Below are 22,238 nucleotides of genomic sequence, written 5' to 3'. Positions count from 1 at the left end.
GCGGGTGAGGGATCCCCTTCGGGTCGGAGGAGGGGGTCGGCCGTCGCCCCGACGTGGGCGACGAGGAGGGCCCGGGCTCGACGAGAGCCCGGGCCCTCCGGCGTCCCTCGGGGTTGATCTCCGCTCAGGCATTGCCTGGTGCTTGCCCCGGTGCTTGCCCCGGACGTGTCCCTCAAAAGGGGGACAGCCAGGTCTGCGTATTGTCATTAAGGTCGATCCAGGGCCTCTCCTGGGCCGACGATGAGGAGGGCTCCGGGACGGTCGAACCCAACCGTCAGGAGGGAGACGCCACGTCCTGGAACCCTCGGCGTCTGCTGGCGCCGACGTCAACCCCGCATCTGGAACGGACCGCCGACGTCATCGGCTGTTTCATCAACTGCCTCGGCCTGATCTGGGGAGTGACGGCATCGGCCGACCAGTGGATTCACCACCAGCTGACGCCCCGGGACACTGCCATCGTCGGCACTCTGATACCCGTCACCGCCGTGACCACGGCCTGGATCGTGGTCGCCGTTGTGAGCAGGCGTTCAGCGCGGCTTCCCCTGGTTGTCCACACGGCGCAGAGCGTCTGCCAGGTGCTGGTATTCGGAGCACTGTGGGAGCCGGCTCGGGGGCAGCTCCTCTGCCCGTTGTCCTTCCCCATCGAGCTGGCCGCAGCGGCTTCCTGGGCATGCATGGCCTGGCCGGTCTGCGCCGCCGATCTTCTCGTGACACTGACTCTCGGCGGGATCGTGGCGGCACGCACCGGAGCCATGGGCCACACCGATGCCCTGGTACTCACCGTGGGCAATTCCGTCTTCTACGCCGCGATCGGGATGGTCGCGGCCATGGCCTGGACGTCGATCGTCAAGGCTGTGGAATTGTCGCGGCGGGCGAGCGAGGAGTCGGCCGAATCGGGCGCCGAACTGCTGGCCGCCCAGGAGGCCGCGGCGGCGTCGAACAGGTGGGACAGCGTCATCCACGATCACGTCCTCAACGCGCTGCGAGCAGCCGCGAGAGGAGCGACGACCGCAGACTGGGATCAGTCGGTGCGCATCCTGGCCCGCGAGGCGCTCGTGGCCCTGCGTGAGACGGCCGTCGTACCCGGCCCCGTCGTACTGACGGACCGGCTCCGGGCGGCCGCTCAAGCTATGGGGCTGGCGCTCGATCTGGACATGGAGGGCGAGCCGCCGGCCCCGATCGCCAAGCGGGTCGTGCGAGCCGCCGAGGAGGCGCTGGCCAACGTCTCGCGGCATTCCGGGGTCTCGGCCGCATCCGTCACCGGCCGGTTCAGCCCGGAATACGCGGAGCTGGTCGTGCGGGATGAGGGGTCTGGTTTCGATCCTGCCCGGGTTCCCGAGGGTCGCCACGGGCTGCAGGGCTCGATCATCGGGGCGATGGAGACCCGAGGCGGCAGCGCCCAGATCGATTCAGCGCCCGGCCGGGGCACCGCGGTGACGCTGACGTGGAACGCTCCCGGCACCCGACCCATCCGTCTGTCCGGGCCCGGATCCTTCCGCGCGATGGTGGTCTTCCTCGCCCTGACGGTGACTCTCAGCCTGTCGCTGGGCTGGGTGGAACATACCGCGGTCGTGAGAGTCGGGCTGCAGGCCGGGCTCTCGGCGACCCTCGTCGGTGCGGCCGTCGCCGCCTTCCTGTGGCATCCACTGACGCCGGCAGTCCGGTCGACGATCACGATGACGACGGTGTGCTGCCAGATCCTGATGCTCGGCAACCTGCGCCCGGGCGCCGTGCTGTCCTGGCAGGAGTGGTTCATCGGATTCGGGATCGGCGTCTTCGCACCCATGGCGTGGCGGACCCGGTCCCGCCTATGGGTGGTGGTCGTGGCGGGCAGCTGGCCGTTGGTGACTATCGGCGGCGCGCTGATCAGCGGTGCTCCTCCGGTCGGGATGATGCTGGGACGGGCGAGCTCGTACACCTGGCCGCTGATCCTGTCCTTCGCGGCCTCGTGGGCGGCCACCAGCATGCGTATGGCTCTCGATGCGATTGCGCGCAGCCGGGCCGAGACCCTGGACACGGTCCGGGCGCGAGCTCGCGCGGATGCCGCCCTCCGGGAGGCCGAGCGCCGCCTGGCGATGATCCGGGGCGAGCCGATGGAGATGCTGGACTATCTGGCCGGCGGCGGGGAGATCACCGCGGATGTCGGACGTCGGTGCGAGCTGCTGGAGGCGTCGACCAGGGATCTGCTGGTGGCGCCCTTCATCGTCGACGACGCGATGCGGTACCGGTTCTTCGAGGCCCGACGGCGTGGGGTGAGGGTCACGATCACCGGTGAGGCGGCGGTCCCCGAGCAGTGTGCCGAGACCGCCGAGGCCTTCCGGAGGATCTGCGTGATCATGGCCGACCTGGCCGGTGAGGGGGGCCGGCTCACCTGCCGCTGGCATGGGGGTGGCGACGGGACGGACGCCGACAGCGCCACGGTGGCGCTGGTGAGTGAGAACGAGCCTGGAACCGGTGAGCGCTGCGCGTCCGCCACCCGGCGCGTCCGCGAGGCGGCCGACGAGAGCTCGGCCAGGATCGATGTGATGGACGCGGAGGGGGATCTGCTGGTGACGATCGGGAGGTGACCGACGAACAGACCCGTGGACGCCGCGGGGTGCAGTGGAGTCGCAAGTGTCGTGTGGCGCGGGTGTCGAAGCAACAGGCGGTCGAGGGGAAGTGGCACGATAGCGGTGCCCCATGTGGGTACCGGATGGGCGATTCCACGCTGCCTATCATCCATGAGCCGAGGGGTCTTGAACATTCTCTCGCTCCACGCCATGCTCTTCCCGGCGAATGAGCGGATTGCTAGCGTTGACTCCATGACGAGCCCGACTCCCACGGGTCACGCTGATGTGATCATCTACGACCTGGATGGTGTGATTACCACGCGGGACTCGTTTGCAGCATTGATCGTTGAGCAGTTGCGGAAAGCACCGTTGCGGTTCCTGCGGGCGCTCCCCGCAGCGATGGCCATGTTCTTGGGTGTGAACGAAGAGTGGAAGCGACAAGCCGCCGCGCGAGTGACGGCGATCGCATTCGCAGGAATGCGCGACTACGAATATGCTGCACTTGCGACAGCCTTCGGTATCCGAATCGGTGACGATCCATCATGGATACGCGCTTCTACTGCTGAACGCATCCGTCGTCAGAAGGCAGATGGAGCATGGATCATCATTGCAACCGCAACAGAGCGGCGTCTCGCGGAATCACTGCTTGAACAAGCCTCAGTTCCTTATGATTCACTCTCCGCCTCGCTTCTCACGGAAACGGCGTGTGGCGTGGAGGTGGATGACCACCGCGTCGGGCAGCGCAAGGCCGACGCGCTCAGGGAGCAAGGCATCGCTATCCACGATGCCGAGTTCGTCACCGACTCGATGACCGACTTGCCGACGGCTCGCCTCGCCGCACGCGTAACCCTCATCGGAGCATCCCAGAAAACCCGTGAAAGATACTCGCGAAGAGGCATTTCGCCCACTGAAGTTACTCCGTGACACCGGCTACGCGCAGCAACGGGGTGCTACTGGGTGCTTACCTGGTTTGGCGTCCTTGGAGGTGTAAGGGCAGGTTCAGAGGGCGGAGCAGGACGATCCAGATCACTGCTTCACGGTCGAGAGTGCTGTGTACGCACCGCTGTGTGTGATGACTGCCTTCGTGGTCGGGCGGGGCAGTCCACCGTCCTCGATGGATTTGACCATTTCCGAGAGCAGACACCGCAGGATGTCTACCGGCCAGCCCATGGCGCCGTAGAGGAATTTCTTCTGTGGTCGGTTCTCGTTGGTGCAGGAGTTGATCGACAGCCCGCCGTCGGGAAAATTGTCGTGGGTCACCCTGAGCAGCGAATCGTAGACCCCGTCGGGCGATCTCCTGCTGCGCCGCGGCGAGCGACAGGGGATCCTGGTCGACCGCGATGAGACGCGGTTCACTGGTCTGAGCCACCAGCACCTCCACGCAGTCGAGGATGGGGAATGCCGTCCCGGATTCGAGGCTCATTAGCACCGGCTCATGAAGATCGCGCTCGGTGACATACCCGATGATCTGATCATTCACCACACGTGCGCGCTCGCGGATACCGATCCCGTCCTGGCATACCGCACGATATCCAGGAATGAGTCCGTGTTCCCGGCGTGGACGAAGGCATCCAGGTTCAGCATCTTCTCCCCGGCCATACGCTCGCGCACCGTCTGTGACGGCTTGGGCAGCAGGATTGCCTCCAGACCGAGCGGATGCCGTCCAGTTGCGCGTTCACCCTGCGGGCCGCAAGTCTCCGGACGACAGGGCTGTGGCCGAACGGGGCATACCCGTTGATCGTGTTGAACTTCGCCTGGCGTGCGTCCTCGATCACACAGTCGATGCCGTCGAGCCATCTGTGCACCTCCGCGATCTTGTCGCGGTCCTTGTAGGCCGGGTCGTCAGGCGGCGCGACCCGAACGTCGATTCCGTGATCTCGCAGCTCGTCGATCTCCGCCCGGAGACGTCGGCCGCTCTGCGGATCGAACTCGTCAATCGTGTGTCACCGGGAGGCGCGCAGGGCTGGCGGAGGTCAGGGATCTTGGGCGCGGGCCGGGCCGTGATGAAGCGGGAGTGATCGGCGGTGGGACGAGGCGATCCCGAGGACACAGCCTGCCGTCGTCAGTTGTCGTTCCCAGTCAGGTGTCCCCCGTGCGGGGGACAACATGGACAGGACACGCCACACCTGCTGACAGAAGGACAATCATCGAGTTTCGGTGAAGCCGTCAACATCGGGATACGGTGCTTGTATCGCCACCGCCGCCCACATCTGGGCATCAGTCCGCCCACATCGTCCACACCTAGCAAGGACAGTATGGATTATCTCCATCAGGCCTACCGGCTGCTCGAGCATTACGGGCAGACCCGGGACGCGAAACTCCTGATCCAGTCCGCCGACCTGTATCGGCAGGCCTTGGCCGCCGCGGACAGCGCGGCAGATCGCATCGGAGTGACGAAGCGCCTGGCGGCCCTGCTGGCAGATCATCCGTCGCAGTTCCCCGATACCGATGAGACCGCCGGCCTTATCAACCGCGTCCTTGCCGTCACCCCTTCCAGCGACCCCGACCGGTTCGAATGGTCCCGTCTCCTGGTGAAGGCCCACGGCGCCGGCTACCTCGCCAGTGCAGAGCCGGCGGATCTGGATCTGACCTGCGACGCGATCTTCCAGGCCCTCGCGACCTGCACGACCCCCAGACACGGAGAGGTGCTCTCGTTGCTGCACCTGATCCCGCGGCTTCTCGACAACCTGGAGAGGCACCGGGACTGGGATCGCCTGGTCGGCCTGTACGAGCAGATACTCACCCTGATCGGCCCCGACCACCCGGAGCGACGCGTCGTCGTCCAGCCCCTGGCGTCGGCTCTCCGCAACCGCTACCGGCATGGACACAGCCTGGCTGATCTGGAGCGCTGCCTCACCCTGTACCAGGAGGACCTGGAGACTGCCGGATCGGACGGCGAGGATCGCGCTGAGCGCCTGTCCGACCTGGCGGATGTCCTGATGGACTGCTTCGCCGCATTCGGCAGTCGCGACGACATCGACCGGGCCGTCGATCTCTATCTTCAGTCCGCGGGTGCCTCCGAATCCTGGACGCGACGAGGTCACTTCTCCGACGCCGCCGATGCCGTCCATGAGCGCTACGAGACCTACCTCGACCCCGACGACCTCGAGATGGCCATCGTCCTGCTCCAGCCCCGCTCCACAGATCTCCTCGTCAACGCCCCGGATCTCATCGTCAACGCCCCGGACCACAGGGACCACCGAGCGACGATCCAGGCCAGCGAGTACCTCGCTCAGGAGTGCGACCGCACCGGAGATCTCGCCCACCTCAGGCGGGCCATCGGCATGCTCCTGCAGGCCGCTGCGCAGGACAACCTTTTCGACAACTGGGCGGACTACTGCATGATTCTCGTGCATGCCAGCAGACTGCTGCGCCATCGCTACGAGGTCACCGGCGACTCCTCCTTCATGGAGCAGGCCACCTCGATGCTTCACGAGGGAATCTCCGAATGCCCCGATCACGGAGCCCCATGGCCCCAGAGCTGTCTTCTCGTCGGTATTGCCGACCTGTACAGGCACTGGCCCGATCACGCCGCCGAGGCCGCCCAATATGTCGAGGACGCCGTACAGGTACTTGTCACAGAGGCGTCGGATGCCGAGGATGCCGTCAACAGGTCCGCCCTGTTCACCCGCGCGGGGGAGTTACTGCGGGACCAGTACGACCAGCAGGCCGATCCCGCGCTTCTGGACCGAGCCGTCGACTGCTACCAGCAGGCCGCGGACGCCGCCGAGCAGCTGCCTGTATGGCCCCGGAGGCTCAGCCGGCTCGCCTCCACTGTGACCGAGCGCCACGAGCTCTCCGGAAAGCCCGAAGATCTGGCGCGAGCCCGGGACCTGCGCCGCCAGGCAGTGTGCTCGGTCGACATGCAGCGTCCCAGCCGATTGCGCGAACAGACTCGCCTCGCCACGGCCGTGACGAGGCTGATACGAGCCCGCAAGAGCGTTCCCTGCACGTTCGAGCTGGAAGACTGACAGGTGATCCCCCGCGAGTTTCAGGGTCACCCCACTACGTCGAGGTTCCCCAGGCTTGAAGAGGAGGCGGTCAGACCAGTCCACCGGTCTCGCCCGTGTATGCGAAGCTGCCTACCGGGAACCCACTCCAACCTTGACGAGATGACCCTGGCCAGACGGTGCTCTACCAGTGCTCCGTAGGGTGTGCTCAGCATGGAACGAGTGGCCGAGGAGAGGAAACGCATGGGCCAGAAGATCCTCTACGTCGACATGGACGGCGTCATCGTCGACTTCGAGTCGGCCTTCCCCCGGCTCGACCCCGCGGTGCGCGAGCGGTACCGGAGCGAGGAGGACAAGATCCCCGGACTCTTCGCCCTGATGGATCCGATGCCCGGCGCGATCGAGGCGGTCACGGAACTGGCCGGGCTGTTCGACACCTACGTCCTGTCGACCGTGCCCTGGGGCAATCTCAGTGGGGCCAGCCAGAAGGTCGAGTGGATTCAGCGTCACTTCGGCGCCGAGAAGGGCACACCGCTGTGGAAGCGGATCATCCTGTCCCACCACAAGAATCTCAACCGGGGCGACTTCCTCATCGACGACCGCGACCGCAACGGCGCGGCGCAGTTCGCCGATCACAATCCGGGCGCCGAGTGGCTGCACTTCGGTTCCGAGCGCTTCCCGGACTGGCCCGCCGTCGTGGAGTACCTGAGAGAGCGGGCGTGACAGCCGGGCCGTGACGATGCCGAGGCATTGCTGGATCGGGTGGTGAACTCGCCACCCGATCCAGCAACGGCCGGACATGCGGTGGCCCCTCAGCCGGATGACAAGAACTCGCTCCAGAACCTCGGATCCGGTGGCGACGATGCTGAACCAGGAGTTCTGGAGCGAGAAATTGTCGGGCGACCGTGGTCGTGGGGGCTACCTCGGTCACTTCGCGGCCCGCTGCGATCCCCCATCACCCCCGGTTGTCACCCATCCGGGTGACGTCGCGGCCTTGAAAGTGCTCATTATGCGGATATGTGGAGCCGACATCCCTGGGATCGGACACGACTGCCGAGGACGGATGTCACCATGAATCTGTGAATGCACTGATGCCTGCCACCAGGATTCCTGATACCGACGGCCCGGTGAGCGTCCTTCATCCTCTCGTCATCGCGGCCGTCGATGACGTCCCTGTGCTGCTCGAGGGCGTGCGCGCGGTCCTGGCGGGACGCCTGGACATCGCCGACTACGTCTGCGCCGTGACCGTCGACGACCTCATCGCCACGGGGGTCCGCCCGGACGTCGTGCTGCTCGACATCCGGCTCAATGACGGATCCTCCCCGTTCGACAACGTCACCAGGGTCATCGAGCGTCTCAAGGCGCCGGTCCTGATGTTCTCCCAGGAGGCGCGGCCCACCGTCGTCCAGGCGTGCCTGGCCGCGGGCGCCGTCGGGCTGCTGGAGAAGAACGCGGACGCCGACACCCTCGTCGCCGCGATCTCCACGGTTGCCGACGGGGAACCCTGGCTGACCGAGGAGTGGGCGCGGATCGTCAGCGACACCGTCTGGATGAGGCCCCATCTGGCGGAGCGCGAGGGGGAGGCGCTGCGCATCTTCGCGGCCGGCCTCAAGATCCCCACCATCGCCCGCCGGATGAGCGTCAAGGAGGACACCGTCAAGACCTGGCTCAAGCGCATCAGGCAGAAGTACAGCGAGGTGGGCCGAGCCGCCCCCGACCGCACCGAGTTGTACAAGCGTGCGGTGGAGGACGGCTACTGCGACGGCCCAGAGCTTCACTGATCCACGGCCAGGGGGAGAGTCGTGATCGGTGTGGGGCGACGCGGACGCGCGCGCCTGGCCACCCGGATCGTGGCACCGAGTGCGGGCCGGGGGATGGATCGGACCGCCGATTTCCTCGGTGCCTTCGCCGCACTGCTCGGCCTGGTGCTGAGCACCAATGCCTCGGTGTACCAGTGGTCCCATCACCAGATGACGCCGAGGGACTCCTGGCTCATCGGCATCATGCTGCCGATGATCACCGCTACCACGGCATGGGCCAACGTGCTGGTGATCCGACGCCGCCCGGCACGCCCCGCGCTCGTCGCCCACACGATCCTGTGCCTGCTCGGCGTGCTCGTCGCCGCCCTGATCTGGCAGGTGACGCCGGGCCAACTCGCTCCTTCGCTGGCCCATTCCGCCATCCTCGCGGCCGCTGCGTCCTGGGCCTGCCTGGCCTGGCCGGTCGCCGTCGCCGACATCGCTGCGACCGTCGTGCTCGGTGGCTTCGTGCTGGTCGGCACCGACGCCCTGGGCTCGCTCAGCTGGGCGAACTCGGCCTACTACGGCGCCATCGGCATGGTGGCCACCATGAGCTGGACGGCCGTGGTCACCACGGTGCGGATGGCCCAGCGGGCCAGCCGCGAGTCGCGCCGCTCCGCCGAGGAGCTGATCCGCTCCGAGGAGGCTCTGGCGGAATCCAACCGCTGGGACGCCCTCATCCACGACAAGGTGCTCAACGCCCTGGGCACCGCCGCCAAGGCGATCCGGCCCGCCATCGAGAGGCCGGCCCGAATCCTGGCCCAGGACGCCCTCGACGCGCTGCGGCAGACCGGCGACCGGGAGCATCCCGAGCGGCTCGACCAACAGATCCGGCGGGCGGCCCACGCGCTCGGCCTGCACGCGGACATCCGGATCGAGGGGACGCCGTCGGGCATGGTGGCCGAGAGCTTCCAGCGGGCGGTCGGGGAGGCCCTCACCAACGTGGCACGGCACTCCGGCGTCACCGAGGTGACGGTCACCGGCGCCTTCAGCGCCGAGCGGGCCGAGCTGGTGGTCCGCGACGAGGGATGTGGATTCGACCCCGGCCTGGTGCCCGAGAACCGCCGGGGGCTGCGCGGATCGGTGCTCGAGACCATGGAGGCCCGCGGCGGTCGCGCCGAGATCGACAGCGGCCCCGGACGGGGCACCACGGTGACGATGAGCTGGCACGCCCCCGAACCCTGGACGGTGCGCATCAACGAGCTGGGCTACTTCCGGGCGATGGTGGCGTTCTTCATCCTCGCCCTGGCCATCAGCCTTTCGCTGGGCGTGCCGTGCAGCCCCTACGTCATCGACTGGCGGCTCGAGGATCTCGGCCTCACCGTGCTGGTGCTGTGTGCGGCCGGGGCGATGGTCTGGCCGCACCTGAACTGCTGGAAGTGCGCCCTGCTGGCCGGCGCGACGGTGAGCGCGCAGGCCATGATGCTGGGCAATCTGAACCTCACCCCCGAGATCGGCTGGCAGGAGTGGTTCATCGGATTCAGCCTCGGCGTCTTCACCCCGCTGGCCTGGCGCACCCGGCGCCGCCGCTGGTGCCTCTATGCCGCCCTGAGCTACCCGGCGGTGACGATCGGCGGCGCGCTGCTCGGCGGCTACGACGTCGGCTGGCTGATGTTCAGCAGGTTCAGCTCCTTCACCTTCCCGATCGCCATGTCGATGGCCGCGGCCTGGGCGGCCGGCAGCATGGACGCCGCCCTGGCCAGCGTGCGCGATTCGCGCACCAGGACCCTCGACGCGTTGCGGCGCGGTGCCCGGGCCGAGGCCGTCCGGGCGGAGACCGAGCGGCGTCTGGCCACCATCGAGGGAGGCCCGCTCAGGATGCTCGGGAGGCTGGCCGCCGGTGAGCGGATCGATGCCGCGGTCCGCCGTGAATGCGTGCTCCTGGAGGCCTCCACCCGCGACCTGCTGGTGGCCCCGTACATCGTCGACGAGGCGATGCGAGGCCTGTTCCGAGCCGCCCGGGAACGTGGGGCGACCGTCGTCATCACCGGATCGGACGCCGTCGACGCCGAGCATCAGGTGGTGGCGAAGACCTTCCAGGAGGCCTGCGGGGTCCTCGCCTCGTCCGCCGGCCGGGGCGCCCGGCTGACCTGCCGCTGGCATCCCGGATCGCCGCTGGGGGAGGCGACCGTGGCGCTGTCGGTGCCCTCCGGCACGGTGGCTTCGGCGGCGGGGCGGCATGCGGCGAGACCTGCGGCGCGGCTGGATGCTCTGGACATGCCGGACGAGGTCGCGACGGAGATCATCGATGCCGACGACGATGTGCTCATGACACTGCAGACAGCGGACGTGCGCCACCCGGTGGCCCCATGAACGCCGGCCGGGAAGGCCTGGACGTCAGTCGAGGGGCTCGCCGTCGGCCTTGAAGACGACCGGGGTGGCGGACTCGATGGTGCGCGAGACCGTGCAGGTCTTGTCGCGGGAGAGCTTCACCAGACGCTCGACCAGGCCGGCGGCCTCGCGGCCCTCCTCGGTGTCGGGGAAGTGGACGGCGAAGTCCAGGCCCACCGGATCGAGGCGGGAGGCGCCATCCGCATCGATGATCCTCTGGCCGGTGACCGTGACGTCGAACTGCTCGGGATCGGTGCGGCGGCTGGTGACCTGGTCGACGTCCACCGAGGAGCATCCGCCGATCGCGGCCAGAAGCAGCTCCACGGGGGAGAACTCCTCGTCGGCACCCGTTCCGAAGCGGATCTGCCCACCGCGGGCGTTCGTGGCGAGATAACGCCCGGTGGACCTGCGGGTGACGGTCACCTTCTTGGTGGCTGACGGCATCATGGCCTCTGTTTCCCCGGACCTGTGCCCGGAATGACGCTGACACTTCTCCCGGTCAGGAAGATGATCTCCGGCCGCCCGCAGCTCGGGCAACTCCCCCATTGTGCGCCCCGGGCAGACGGAACGCCATACAGGGGGCGGCGCGACGTCCCCTCGCTATGACGCCGCTTCCTCGCCGGTGGTCCAGGCCAGATCGGCGAGGTCCTGGCGGGACTGGTCGAGGAGGCCCATCACGAGGACCGCCGTGTCGTCCCTGAGCACCACGCAGCCGGTGTAGTTGTTGTCGGAACTGGTGCCGCACTGGGCGGTGCCCGATCCCTTGGAGAGTTCCTGTTCGGTCACCGCATTCATGGCGGCGTCCTTCATGAACTGCTTGAGATCGCTCTCGGGGCGGGTCATCAGGATGACGACGGCGTCCTTGCCGTCCTTGGCATAGGTGGCCGAGACGGTCGTGCGCCCGCTGCCGGCCGAGGGGCTGCTGGCCGAGTTCGGATCACGGGTGTAATTGCCGACCTGGACGGGGAGGGCCAGCTCCCAGGTCGACGAGGGCCGCGTCGTCGGGGTGGTCGGCTGGCTGGAGTTGATGAAATAGGCGGCGATGCCGGCCACGACGACCACCAGGACCACCACGAAGGTGCCGATCAGCAGGGCTCGCCGTGACGGCCCCGAACTGGAATCGGGCTCGGCCGCGCGGCTCGGACGTCGTCGCCGCGAATCGGAATTCTCGGGCGGACCGCCCGCACCTGCGGTGATGTCCTCGGGCTCCTCGGCGAACCGCCTTCCGCGGTCGGGGCGCTGTCTGTCGTTCATCCCGCACACTCATCGAGGACGCGGGCCAGAGCCCTGCGGGACGTCCCGCCCTGAAGGGATCTCACGACCCGGCCGTCCCGCCACACCTGGATGGTCGGCAGGGACAGTATCGCCTGGTCCGCGGCGATCGCCTGGTTGACGTTGGTGTCGACCTTCGCGAAGGTGACGCGGTCCCCGTAGGCGGCGGACAGCTCGTCGATGACGGGGGAGAGCTGCTTGCACGGCGCGCACCAGTCGGCCCAGTAGTCGACCAGCACGGGCGTCGGGGAGTTGACGACCAGCGATTCGAATGTGGCGTCTGTGACCTCGATGACCTGGCTCATGCACCAAACCTCTCCGGTGGGGGACCACCTGATCCTAGAGGACCGAGCGCGGGGCCCCAAGGACCGGGAGGCGATCGTGCGCGAGTCGCCGGTCCGGATCCTGCAGATCCGGGCGGTCAGCGGAGTGAGGCGAGGACTCGGATAGATTCTGCTGCGTGCCACCACGCTCCCCCCTGCCTCAGCGCCACGGGCTGGAATCGGCCTGGGTGCGCACCCCCGACCAGGGGGAGTGCCGGCGCCTGGCGGCAGATCTGGGGCCGGATCCCCGTGCCGGTGCGCCCTGGGCCGTGATGCGCGACTTCCTGGTGTGGAAGCTGCCGCGGATCGGTGCGGCGCGGATCGACGAGATGCTGGCCGAGGGCCTCTTCGTCGATGTGGACGGGCGTGCGGTCACGGCGTCGACCCCCTTCACGGCCCAGACCTTCGTGTACTTCCATCGCGACCTGCCGACCGAGACCCCGGTGCCCTTCCCGATCGGCATCCTGTACCGCGACGACCGGATTCTGGTGGCCGACAAGCCGCACTTCCTGTCCTCGATCCCGCGCGGCGCCCATGTCCTGGAATCGGTGGTGGTGAAGCTGCGCATGCAGCTGGGTATGCCGGAGCTCACCGTCGCCCACCGTCTCGACCGGGTCACCTCCGGGGTGCTGCTGCTCACCTGCCAGCGCCGCTGGCGCCGCCCCTACCAGGAGCTCTTCGAGCATCGCGGCGTCCACAAGACCTATCGCGTGGTCGCGCCGGTTCTGGATCTGCCGGCCGGAGGTGTCGAGGTCTCCAGTCACATCGTCAAGGAGCGCGGGGTGCTCCAGGCCCGGGAGGTCGACGGCGCCGAACCGAATGCCCGGACCCGGATCCGGCTCCTGGGCCGCCGGAGGGCCGGCGGGCGGGAGCTGGGACTCTACGAGGCCGAGCCGCTCACCGGCAAGACCCACCAGATCCGGCTGCACTTCGCCCGGCTCGGCGCCCCGATCCTCAACGACCCCTTCTACCCCGACCTGCTCGACGTCGCCCTGGACGATTTCTCGCATCCGCTCCAGCTCCAGGCCCACCGGATGTCCTTCATCGATCCGGTCGACGGCACCGAGCGGGTGTTCACCTCGCGGAGACCGCTGGCGGCATGGCGATGAGCTCCGCCATGGCGGCCGGGCGGCTCGGACGGTCAGAAGCTTGACGGTCCGCAACCCGTCCCGCAGGCTGCCGGCCCGTCGTCCGGGAGGACAGCGGGGTGAGACGACGGACCTGCCGGTACAGCCCCTCGAAGGTGTCCAGGGTGTGCTCGATCCCGTGCGGCGCGACGATCCGGCGTCCCTCCTCGGCCATCCTGTGGCGCAGCCCCGCATCGCCCAGCAGGGTGGCGAGCCGTCCGGCCAGGGCTGTCGCGTCACCGGGCCGGTACAGGAAGCCGTTCTCGCCGTCATGGACCAGATGGGGCAGCGCCATCGCGTCGGCGGCCACCACCGGCATCCCGGTGGCCATCGCCTCCAGAGTCACCAGGGACTGCAACTCCGCGGTGCCGGGCATGGCGAACACGCTCGCCCGGCCGTAGGCCTCGAGCAGCTCGTCGTCCGGCAGCTTGCCGAGGAACCTCACCCGGTCGGGGTCCAGATCCAGGTCGCCGGCCAGCCGCTCCCAGCCGGCGCGCGCCGATCCGGCGCCGACGATCTCCAGGCGTCCGGGCACGTCGTCGGGCAGCAGCGCCATCGCGGTGATGGCGTCCTCCAGATGCTTCTCCGGATCCAGCCGCCCCACGAAGAGCACCACCGGGCCGCCCGACATGACCCGGGGGATGCGGCGGTAGCGGTCGAGATCGATCCCGTTGGAGACCGCCAGCCCGTCGATCCCGGTGTTGGCGTACATGAGATCGACCGCCCGCCGCGTGGGCGAGGTGACGGCGTCGGCCTGGAGATAGACCCGCCTCAGATCGCGCCACAGCGCCGTGGCCATCGCCGGGCGCAGCGCCTGGGGGCAGGGCAGGTGGTCCAGCACGTTGGCGGGCATGAGGTGGTTGGTGGCCACGATCCCGATGCCGCGCCGCCGGGCCTCGACGAGCAGCGCGCGGCCCAGGAAGAAGCCGCTCTGGACGTGCACGGCGTCCGGCCCGGCGTCGTCCAGGAGCTGGCCCGCCGTGGCGCGCAGACCGGCCGGCAGGGCCACCGGGAAGTCCTGGTAGCCGGCGTAGCGGAAGGAGCGGAACCGGTGGACGACGACGCCTGCCTCGTCGATCATCCTGCCGGGGGCGCCGGTCGGGGAGGGGCAGGCCAGATGGATCTGGTGCCCGCGCGCCGCCAGCCCGTGGGCCAGCCGCCGGGTGAACTGGGCGGCGCCGTTGACGGTGGGTGGGTAGGTGTCGGTTCCGATGAGGATCCTCACGATGCGTTCTCCAACTCAGCCGGGCTCGTGATGTGTCGTGATCCCGCCCGGTCGTGGACGCCTGCCCGGCGGTAGACGTCCAGGACGGATGCGGTGAAGTGGTCTGCGGTGAACAGTTGACGGGCGGCCAGGGCCCGGCGGGAGGCCTCGATGACCGGGCCCGGGGACAGCGCCAGCGCGGCGAGAGTGCTCGCCAGGTCGGCGTCCTGCTTGTCGGCGATCTGCCTGCCGAGGACCTGCCCGCCGAAGGCTGGAATCCCGGCGCCGGGCAGGCCTTCGGCGGCGACCAGCCCCTCGGTGAGGGCCGGATCGCACCAGATGACGCCGCGCAGCGCGGTCACGGACTCGGCGATCGTCATCGGCTGGTTGTCCCAGCCGATCGAACTGAGCACGGTGACATGGCTGCGTCTCAGATGGGTGCCGATGAGTTCGTTCGGCAGGGCGCCGGTCAGGTGGATCCCGGGCCTGGCGTCGATCATCCGCGCCACCCGGCAGAACTGCGGGCCGGTGCCGATGAGGTCGACCCGCAGGTTGTCGGGCCCGACGGCGTCCAAGGCGGTCAGCGCCGCCTCGACGAAGGGCACGACCCGCTTCTCCGGGGCGAAGCGTCCGATCCACAGCACGCGCAGCGGGCCGTCGACCCTTGTCAGAGGCGCAGCATCCGGGTTTGCGGGAGCCGAGTTGGGCACGACGTCGATACGTGGCAGGTCGGACTTGCGCAGTCTGGCCGCCTGGTGCGCAGAGGGTGAGGCCACCCGGTCGACCCGGCGGGCCAGGGTCAGGGTCATATTGCGCAGGGCGGAGTCCCCGGGGCGCTCCGCAAGAATCTCCGCGGAGGGTTCCAGGCCGGTGACCATGCGGTGGAACCGCGGGACGACGCCGACCAGGATCCGCTGCACCGGCGCCCGGGTCTGCCAGAAGAAGGTGTGGACGGTCGCGACGGTCGGGATGCCCAGCTCCTGGGCCGTCTGGACGGCGGCAGCGGCCAGACCGAACTCGGAGTGGACGTGGACGACGTCGACGCCGTGGGCGGTGAAGGCCTGGCGCAGCCGGGCGCGCAGGCCTGCGGTGTTGCGGATCACCGGCAGGCCCAGGCCGGGGAGGGTGAGCGCGGCTCTGACCGGCATGGCGGTGACGCCGTCGCGCTCCCCGAGCCGGTCGAGTCGCCTGCTGGGTGGGTTGACCGCCAGCACGCGGGCCACGGTGGCCAGGGAGCGGACCTGGTCGGCGTAGGCGTTCTCGGCGCCGCCCAGGTGGGCCAGGGAGTAGTCGGAGACGACGGCGACGCTGAGGTCGTCGCGCCGAACATGGGGGGTCATGGATGCCTCCGGGGTGATCGTGGGTGTCGTGGTTGCGATGCGAGATCGGGATGTCTGAGGCCGTGGTGTCTGAAACCGGGAGAGGGAGGCGATGCCGAGGGCCGCGACGGCACCGCAGGCGGCCATGGCCGCGATGACCGGGGCCCCGGCGTCGGCCCCCTCGCCCAGGGCGACCATCCCGAAGACGACCGCGACGATCGGATCGATGGTGGTCAGCGCCCCGACGGTCACCTCGGCCCGGCCGGCCGCGTAGGCCTGCTGGACGATGAACCCGCCGATCAGGGCGGCCGCGACGATGCCCGCCGTGGTGAGCAGCACCGGGGCCGAGATGATCGCCTGCCCGCCGGCCAGCAGGGTGGAGACGAGCTTCACCAGGGCGGCGGTGACGCCGTAGAGGACGGCCCCGGAGGTGGCCAGCAGCAGGGCCCGGTCGCGGGGCCGGGCCAGCCGGTGCGACGCCGCCAGGACCAGCCCGACGATGGCGGCCACCATGGCGATGACGCCGGCGCGGCCCAGATCGGGGGCCTGCGGCGGGCCCGCGTGGCCGGCCGACAGCGCCGTGAATCCGGCCAGTCCGGCGATGGTGACCAGGATCGCCGCCCAGACGGCTTTTCGAGTGCGAGGGGGACGGGGACGGTGGCGGGAGCCGTCGATGCGTGCGGCCAGCAGCACCGACCACACGACGGCCAGCACCCCGACCGGCTGAACCACTGAGACCGGCGCCAAGAAGATGGCCGCGACGTTGAGCAGGGTACCGGTGACGATGATCGCCATCCCCGCCAGCCAGCGGCGATCGGTGAGCAAGGAGGTGATCTGGCGCAGGGTCATCGAGCCCGTGCCGGGCCGCCCTGATGTGACCGAGCTGTGTCGGACAACCGCGCTGTGCTGCACGACCGAGCCCGCCGCCAGGCCGAAGGAGCCCAGCACGGCCATCAGGACGGCCAGCGCGACGGTGATCTGCGGGGTGATCGGGCTCATACCTGAAGCCAACCGCCGATGCGTGGCCCTGCCATTGAAGCTGTCAGGTGAACCGTGGTGGGGTTAACCCGACAGCTCAGGCCAACCATTCCCGGATGGCCTCCTCCCAGGCCTTGTTCCGGTTGGTCTCCATGAACCCCTTGTGGTCGATCAGCAGGTAGATCCGGCCCTCGGTCGTGTCCACGATCAGGGGTTTTCCCGCGTCCAGCAGGCCGCCGACGAATCGACCGTACAAATCCGTGTAGGTGCGTGCGAGCCCGATGACCGCGGATCGGGGGAGTCTCAAGGGCCCGTCGGACCAGTCGTTCAGCACCAGGCGGTCGGTAGTCAGCTCAACGGTCCCCCGGTGACGGAACAGCACCTTCTGGCTGATCCCGCCGGCCGCCCTGTCACCGGCGGTCGCGGCTTCGAGCTCGGTTGCGTAGGCTCCCACATATTCAGCACTGCGAGTCATGGTTCTCTCCTGTCATTGAATGCGAATACCTCACAGTGTGGCCCGATCCGGAATGGGTTCATATTCGTCATCGGTGTGTGTTCACCCATACTTTCGGACGTGTTCACTCATACCTTGGTATGGGGTTTGACAGGGTCCGCCGATCCGGGTGGATCGACTGCACGGCATTGGTATGCTGGAGGAGTATGAGGCAGTCTCCGGTGGCGCGATCGCGTGCGCGCGATGCGGCCTCTAACGTGGTGATGACGGTGCTGGCCCTGATATTCGGCGTCGTCGTCGCGGGATCCCTTTCGTCCGGTCTGGCTCGATATCCAAGGTTTCTGAATATCATTGATGCAGGGTTGGCCGTCATCGGATTCGTGCTCATGTGGTGGCGACGTCGATATCCTCTATGTTTCGCGTTCTATGTCTTGGTGGTGTCGACATTCACTACATTCATAAGTGGGTTGGTCATGGTGGCTGTCTTCACCGTCGCGGAATATCGACGGGCGCCGTGGGCCATCGCCCTGTCGGTGCTGTTCTCCATGGCGGCCTGGCCCAACCTCATGCTGTACGGCAACCCTGCATCCTCGACAGGCCCCTGGATCCTCGTCACCCTTGTGCTGACCCTGTCATTCACCGGATGGGGGATGTACCTGAGGACCCGTCGCCAGCTCCTGGCGACCCTTGTCGACCGATTGGACCGGGCCGATGAGGAGCGGATCGCGGCGGTCGACCGGGCTCGGGCCGCGGAGAGGCGCAGGATCGCCCGCGACATGCATGATGTCCTGTCGCACAGATTCGCGGTGCTCGGTATCCACGCCGGCGCACTGGAGATGCGGCCGGACGCACGACCGGAAGAGATAGCCTCCTCGGCACGAGTGATACGCGAGACGGTCCACGACGGACTCGACGAGCTTCGCACCGCGATCCGGGCCCTGCGGGAGGAGCCGGAGGATCCTGCCAGAGCACCGGCTGCCCGTCTGAGCGACGTGCCGGAACTCGTCGATCGGGTCCGCCACACCGGGGGCGATATCGGGTTCAGCGCCGATGGGGTGGATCTCGGCCGGGCCGGTTCCCAATGCGGGATCGCGGCATACCGGATCGTCCAGGAGGGCCTCACCAATGCGGGGAAGCACGCGCCTGGAGCCCCCGTCCGGGTGGTGCTCGCCATGGCCGGCGACTCGCACCTGAGCATCGTCGTGGAGAATGAATGGACCCCCCCTCAGGAAGGGCGACCGTCCGGCGCCGGGGTGGGGCTTCTTGGCCTGTCGGAGAGGGTGGCCGCTCTGCACGGGACACTGGAGTACGGGTCGACGCAGCGGGGCGGATTCCGGATCTCCGCAGAGCTGCCTCTCACCTGGGAGGCGACAGATGAGGAACGGTCATGACTGACACGTCGGTGCGGGTGCTCCTGGTCGATGACGACGCCCTGGTGCGGTCCGGCCTGTCACTGATGCTGGGCGGCAGGCAGGATCTGCGTATCGTCGGCCAGGCCGGCGACGGGCGGGAGGCCGTCGCGGCTGTCGCCGCGGGAGGCATCGACGTCGTGCTGATGGATGTGCGGATGCCGGTGCTCGACGGGATCGAGGCCACTCGCGAGATCACAGGCAGCGGCGTCACGACGGACGTCCTCATCCTGACGACCTATGCCGAGGATGAACTGGTGCTCCGTGCTCTGGCGGCCGGAGCGGCCGGGTACATCGTCAAGGACAGCCCGCCGGATGAGATCGTGCGCGCCGTCCACAGCGTCGCCGCCGGAGACTCGGTGCTGTCGCCGGGGGTCACCCGTGCGGTTGTCGGCGCCCTGGGGCTGAGCGGCTCGGGCGGCGTGGGGGATCCCGATCGGCTGAGCGCACGCAGCCGGCTGGACGCCCTCACATCGCGGGAGCGGGAGGTCGCGGTGCGCCTGGCTCAGGGCGATTCCAACGCCATGATCGCCGCTCGGCTGTACATGGGGGTGCCGACCGTCAAGGCGCACGTCTCCAGCATTCTCACCAAGACGGCGACCACGAACAGGGTTCAGGCGGCGCTGCTCATCCACGACGCCGGGCTCGATCCGGAGCTCTGATCGTGTCCCGGCGATGTCGGGCCGGAAGGACTATCGTCCGGTTGCCCCCCGGTCCCCGTCGCTGGTTCCGGGAACCCCCGGGGCGGTTCGCCTGACCCGGGCCGCGCACCGATGTCGCCGGACCGCTCCCGAGATCGGTCCTGACGTCGGTGAAGAATCGCGGTTCAGGATTGATCCGGCCCTGTCTCTGGTTAGGGTCTGTACTGGTTGACGTATCACCGATCTCGTCGCCGGGCATCGCCCGGGAGAGGAAGCAGCATCATGACAAAGGTCACCATCTTCGGCGCGGGCAATATGGGCTCCGCGATCGCCTCCGTCCTCACCGCCGGCGGGGCCGAGGTCTCCCACATCACCAGCAGCGCCACCGGCGCGACCATCGACGGCGACGTCGTGATCCTCGCGGTGCCCTACACCGCCTTCGACGACATCGTCGCGAAGTACGGCCAGCAGCTCGCCGGCAGGGTCGTCGTGGACATCACCAACCCGCTGGACTTCACCACCTTCAAGCTGCTGCCGGCCGCCGACTCCTCGGCAGCCGCCGAGCTTGCCGCCAAGCTGCCGGACTCGACGGTCCTCAAGGCCTTCAACACGAACTTCGCCGCGACACTGGCCACCGGCCGGGTCGGTGAGGACATCACGACCGTCCTGGTGGCCGGTGACGACACCGACGCCAAGGCCCGGCTCGGTGAGCTGGTGACCGGAGGCGGTCTGAACGTCGTCGATGCCGGCGACCTGGGCCGTGCCCGTGAGCTCGAGGCGGTCGGCGTCCTCCAGATGGGTCTTGCGGTGGCCGGGCAGATCGGCTGGACCGGCGGCTTCGCCACCATCAAGTGAGTCGGGCTAGAGTCCTTCGGTGACCGATCCCCAGCAGTCCCAGGAGCAGCACTCCGCCATCCCGACCCTGAGCACCAGCCTGCTGGCCGCCCTGGCACTGCTCTCGGCGGCCGGGCCGCTGGGCACCGACATGTATCTGCCCACCCTGGTGAGGATGGCCGAGGAGCTTCACACGACCTCCTCGATGACGCAGTTCACGCTGAGCGCCTTCATGATCGGCATGGCCGCCGGCCAGCTGATCATCGGGCCGCTGTCGGACTCCTACGGGAGACGCCGGCTGCTCATCGGCGGATCGGTGGTCTTCTTCCTCACCTCGGCCGCCGCGGTCTTCGCGAACTCGATCGGGCTGCTCATCGGCCTGCGCTTCCTGATGGGAGCGGCCGGTGGTACCGGATCGGTGCTGTCGCGGGCCATCATCCCCGACCTGGCCCACGGCCGGGCGGCGGCCCGCGGGTTCTCGGTGATGATGGCCATCCAGGGGTTCGCCCCGGTGATGGCCCCGATCCTCGGCGGTCTGCTCGCCGAGCCCATCGGCTGGCGGGGCATCTTCGCCGTCCTCGCCGGGTTCAACCTGCTCATGGTGGCGGCCGCCGTGTTCATGGTCCCTGAATCGCTGGCCGCCGCACGGCGCGTCCCCGGAGGGCTGCGCCGCCTTCTCCCCAGCATCGCGATGATCTGCCGGCGCCGGGTCTACGTCGGCCACGCCCTCACCATGGCCGTGATGTTCGGAGTGATGTTCTCCTACATCTCGGCCTCGCCCTTCGTCCTCCAGCGCCAGCTGGGCCTGAAGTCGACGATGTACTCGCTGGCCTTCGCCGCCAATGCGGTGATGGTGACCCTGGCGTCGATCCTCAACACCCGGTTCATCAAGCACTTCAGTCTGCGCGCGATCGTGCGTACCGGTCTGACGCTCGGGCTGGTGGGATCGGCGGGGCTGCTCCTCAACGGCCTGTTCGGGCCGTGGCTGTGGGTCACCCTGCCGTTGCTGTCGGTCACCGTCTTCGGGCTGGGCCTGGTGATGGGCAATGCCACGGCTCTGGGCGCCGCCGAGGTGCGCGACGCCGCCGGGGCCGGATCGGCGTTGATGGGCGCCCTGCAGTTCCTGATCGCCGGGATCGTCTCACCGCTGGTCGGGCTCGGTTCCAACCCGGCCCTCACGATGGCCGTGGTGATGCTGATCTGCGCCGTGCTGGCCAATTCGGCCCACTACGTGGTGGCACGGCCGGCCTCCGACTGAGAGAGTCCGGATATCACTGGCTGGAGGGGTCGATCCACCAAGAATGTCCCGGATCCGCTGCCCGGGTGAGTGATATTCGCACCCTCACATCACTGACAGCCGCGGATCGGCGTCCAGAGCGTCGGCCAGTTCCCGGGTACCCGCCACGACGATGAATCCCAGGTCGGGCGGGGCCGAGACGATCCAGGAGTGGTCGTCGGGCCAGATGAGATCGGGAGCGTGGCGGAAGGGCACCGGCCCGCGGTCTCGTGCCCACTGGATCACCGGGGCCAGCGGGCCCCGGAACAGCAGATAGCGGTGCCCCGACAGCTCCAGACGCTGGTGGGTGAGATCGTCCATCCAGGCCGCCCGCTCGGCTCGCCGGCGGTCCCCGGAGCTCGAGATCCGGGCCCCGATGTGGACCGCCCCGGCCACCGCGCGGCCGAGTCGACCACCGGCCGGCGATCCGGTGCCGGGCACCTCCGCCGCCCCGCCGAAGATGCCCGGGTGCCCCTCCCACAGACCGAGACAGACCTCCCGCTGAAGATACGCCGGGGTCACCGCACGCAACTGCTCGACCAGCGCCAGGAGTGTGTCGCGGGTGATCCCCTCATCCCCGTGCGGAATCCTGCGGTACACCTCGAATCCCGTCGGGACGGCGTCTCTGAGCCAGGAGGCGAACCGCAGATCGTCGGTGCGGGTGGGGATCATGCCCCCAGTCTGGCGCGTCAAGGGGGGCCAAGAGAATCGACGGGTGCGCATATCACTAGCTGGAGGGCCGGCTACGACATGAATGGTGTGAATTCGGGCC

19 protein-coding genes are annotated in these 22,238 nt (G+C 68.5%); 11 read left to right on the top strand and 8 right to left on the bottom strand.

Annotation, left to right across the window (positions count from 1 at the left end):
* Positions 1-200: 200 nt before the first annotated feature.
* Both JS278_RS15545 and JS278_RS15535 read left to right on the top strand, forming a co-directional pair.
* A complete protein-coding gene (locus tag JS278_RS15545; protein WP_114045983.1) occupies positions 201-2,567 on the top strand; it encodes a sensor histidine kinase in 2,367 nt (788 codons plus the stop codon).
* Positions 2,568-2,801: 234 nt separating this feature from the next.
* Positions 2,802-3,473 (top strand): haloacid dehalogenase-like hydrolase, encoded by a 672-nt coding sequence (locus JS278_RS15535; RefSeq protein WP_220150003.1) that lies wholly within the window; start codon positions 2,802-2,804, stop codon positions 3,471-3,473.
* Between the two features lie 102 nt (positions 3,474-3,575).
* On the opposite strand, the gene JS278_RS15530 is transcribed toward JS278_RS15535, so the two are convergent.
* Entirely contained in the window at positions 3,576-3,809 is a 234-nt protein-coding gene (locus JS278_RS15530) for a hypothetical protein (protein WP_114045981.1), read from the bottom strand.
* A 995-nt stretch (positions 3,810-4,804) separates the two neighbouring features.
* On the opposite strand from JS278_RS15530, the gene JS278_RS15520 reads away from it, so the two are divergent.
* The 4 genes from JS278_RS15520 (at position 4,805) to JS278_RS15505 (ending at position 10,611) form a co-directional block, all read left to right on the top strand.
* Positions 4,805-6,520, top strand: a complete 1,716-nt coding sequence (locus JS278_RS15520; RefSeq protein WP_114045979.1) for a hypothetical protein — start codon at positions 4,805-4,807, stop codon at positions 6,518-6,520.
* A 222-nt stretch (positions 6,521-6,742) separates the two neighbouring features.
* Positions 6,743-7,222 carry a 5' nucleotidase, NT5C type gene (locus JS278_RS15515; protein WP_114045978.1) on the top strand — a complete coding sequence of 160 codons (480 nt, stop codon included), beginning with the start codon at positions 6,743-6,745 and terminating at the stop codon, positions 7,220-7,222.
* Positions 7,223-7,590: 368 nt separating this feature from the next.
* On the top strand, positions 7,591-8,280 hold the full coding sequence (locus JS278_RS15510) for a response regulator transcription factor (RefSeq protein WP_147243251.1): 690 nt from the start codon (positions 7,591-7,593) through the stop codon (positions 8,278-8,280).
* Between the two features lie 21 nt (positions 8,281-8,301).
* The gene (locus JS278_RS15505) at positions 8,302-10,611 is read left to right on the top strand and encodes a sensor histidine kinase (RefSeq protein WP_147243250.1); all 2,310 of its coding nucleotides are present in this window, start codon (positions 8,302-8,304) and stop codon (positions 10,609-10,611) included.
* A gap of 24 nt (positions 10,612-10,635) precedes the next feature.
* Here the strand turns inward: JS278_RS15505 and JS278_RS15500 are convergent, their stop codons facing one another.
* The 3 genes from JS278_RS15500 to trxA form a co-directional block, all read right to left on the bottom strand.
* Positions 10,636-11,073: an OsmC family protein gene (locus tag JS278_RS15500; RefSeq protein ID WP_114046389.1), complete on the bottom strand. Its 438-nt coding sequence runs from the start codon at positions 11,071-11,073 to the stop codon at positions 10,636-10,638.
* 156 nt (positions 11,074-11,229) lie between these two features.
* Positions 11,230-11,883, bottom strand: coding sequence for a hypothetical protein (locus JS278_RS15495; protein ID WP_114045975.1), 654 nt, complete (start codon positions 11,881-11,883; stop codon positions 11,230-11,232).
* Positions 11,880-12,206 carry a thioredoxin gene (gene trxA / locus JS278_RS15490; RefSeq protein ID WP_114045974.1) on the bottom strand — a complete coding sequence of 109 codons (327 nt, stop codon included), beginning with the start codon at positions 12,204-12,206 and terminating at the stop codon, positions 11,880-11,882. Before trxA ends, JS278_RS15495 begins: the two co-directional genes overlap by 4 nt.
* Positions 12,207-12,496: 290 nt before the next feature.
* Here trxA and JS278_RS15485 point away from each other — a divergent pair, with 290 nt between their 5' ends.
* Complete coding sequence (locus JS278_RS15485) at positions 12,497-13,333, top strand: pseudouridine synthase (protein ID WP_114046388.1); 837 nt, start codon at positions 12,497-12,499, stop codon at positions 13,331-13,333.
* Here JS278_RS15485 and JS278_RS15480 read toward each other — a convergent pair.
* The 3 genes from JS278_RS15480 to JS278_RS15470 form a co-directional block, all read right to left on the bottom strand.
* Positions 13,299-14,576 carry a glycosyltransferase gene (locus JS278_RS15480; protein WP_114045973.1) on the bottom strand — a complete coding sequence of 426 codons (1,278 nt, stop codon included), beginning with the start codon at positions 14,574-14,576 and terminating at the stop codon, positions 13,299-13,301. The genes JS278_RS15485 and JS278_RS15480 overlap by 35 nt on opposite strands.
* Entirely contained in the window at positions 14,573-16,873 is a 2,301-nt protein-coding gene (locus JS278_RS15475) for a DMT family transporter (protein WP_114045972.1), read from the bottom strand. Before JS278_RS15475 ends, JS278_RS15480 begins: the two co-directional genes overlap by 4 nt.
* Before the next feature lie 76 nt (positions 16,874-16,949).
* Entirely contained in the window at positions 16,950-17,327 is a 378-nt protein-coding gene (locus JS278_RS15470) for a hypothetical protein (protein ID WP_114045971.1), read from the bottom strand.
* Between the two features lie 452 nt (positions 17,328-17,779).
* Here JS278_RS15470 and JS278_RS15465 point away from each other — a divergent pair, with 452 nt between their 5' ends.
* The 4 genes from JS278_RS15465 to JS278_RS15450 all read left to right on the top strand — a co-directional run bounded on the left by JS278_RS15465 (position 17,780) and on the right by JS278_RS15450 (position 21,448).
* Positions 17,780-18,697 carry a sensor histidine kinase gene (locus JS278_RS15465; RefSeq protein ID WP_181833768.1) on the top strand — a complete coding sequence of 306 codons (918 nt, stop codon included), beginning with the start codon at positions 17,780-17,782 and terminating at the stop codon, positions 18,695-18,697.
* Positions 18,694-19,377, top strand: a complete 684-nt coding sequence (locus JS278_RS15460) for a response regulator (protein WP_114045969.1) — start codon at positions 18,694-18,696, stop codon at positions 19,375-19,377. Before JS278_RS15465 ends, JS278_RS15460 begins: the two co-directional genes overlap by 4 nt.
* A gap of 261 nt (positions 19,378-19,638) precedes the next feature.
* Positions 19,639-20,211: an NADPH-dependent F420 reductase gene (locus JS278_RS15455; protein WP_114045968.1), complete on the top strand. Its 573-nt coding sequence runs from the start codon at positions 19,639-19,641 to the stop codon at positions 20,209-20,211.
* Positions 20,212-20,230: 19 nt separating this feature from the next.
* Complete coding sequence (locus tag JS278_RS15450; protein ID WP_114045967.1) at positions 20,231-21,448, top strand: multidrug effflux MFS transporter; 1,218 nt, start codon at positions 20,231-20,233, stop codon at positions 21,446-21,448.
* Between the two features lie 84 nt (positions 21,449-21,532).
* Here the strand turns inward: JS278_RS15450 and JS278_RS15445 are convergent, their stop codons facing one another.
* A complete protein-coding gene (locus JS278_RS15445) occupies positions 21,533-22,138 on the bottom strand; it encodes a hypothetical protein (protein ID WP_114045966.1) in 606 nt (201 codons plus the stop codon).
* Between the last annotated feature and the right edge of the window lie 100 nt (positions 22,139-22,238).

Source organism: Acidipropionibacterium virtanenii (assembly GCF_003325455.1).
Taxonomy (GTDB): Bacteria; Actinomycetota; Actinomycetes; order Propionibacteriales; family Propionibacteriaceae; genus Acidipropionibacterium; species Acidipropionibacterium virtanenii.
Note: the sequence above shows the minus strand (reverse complement) of the source record. Positions and strands in the feature narration are given on the sequence as shown.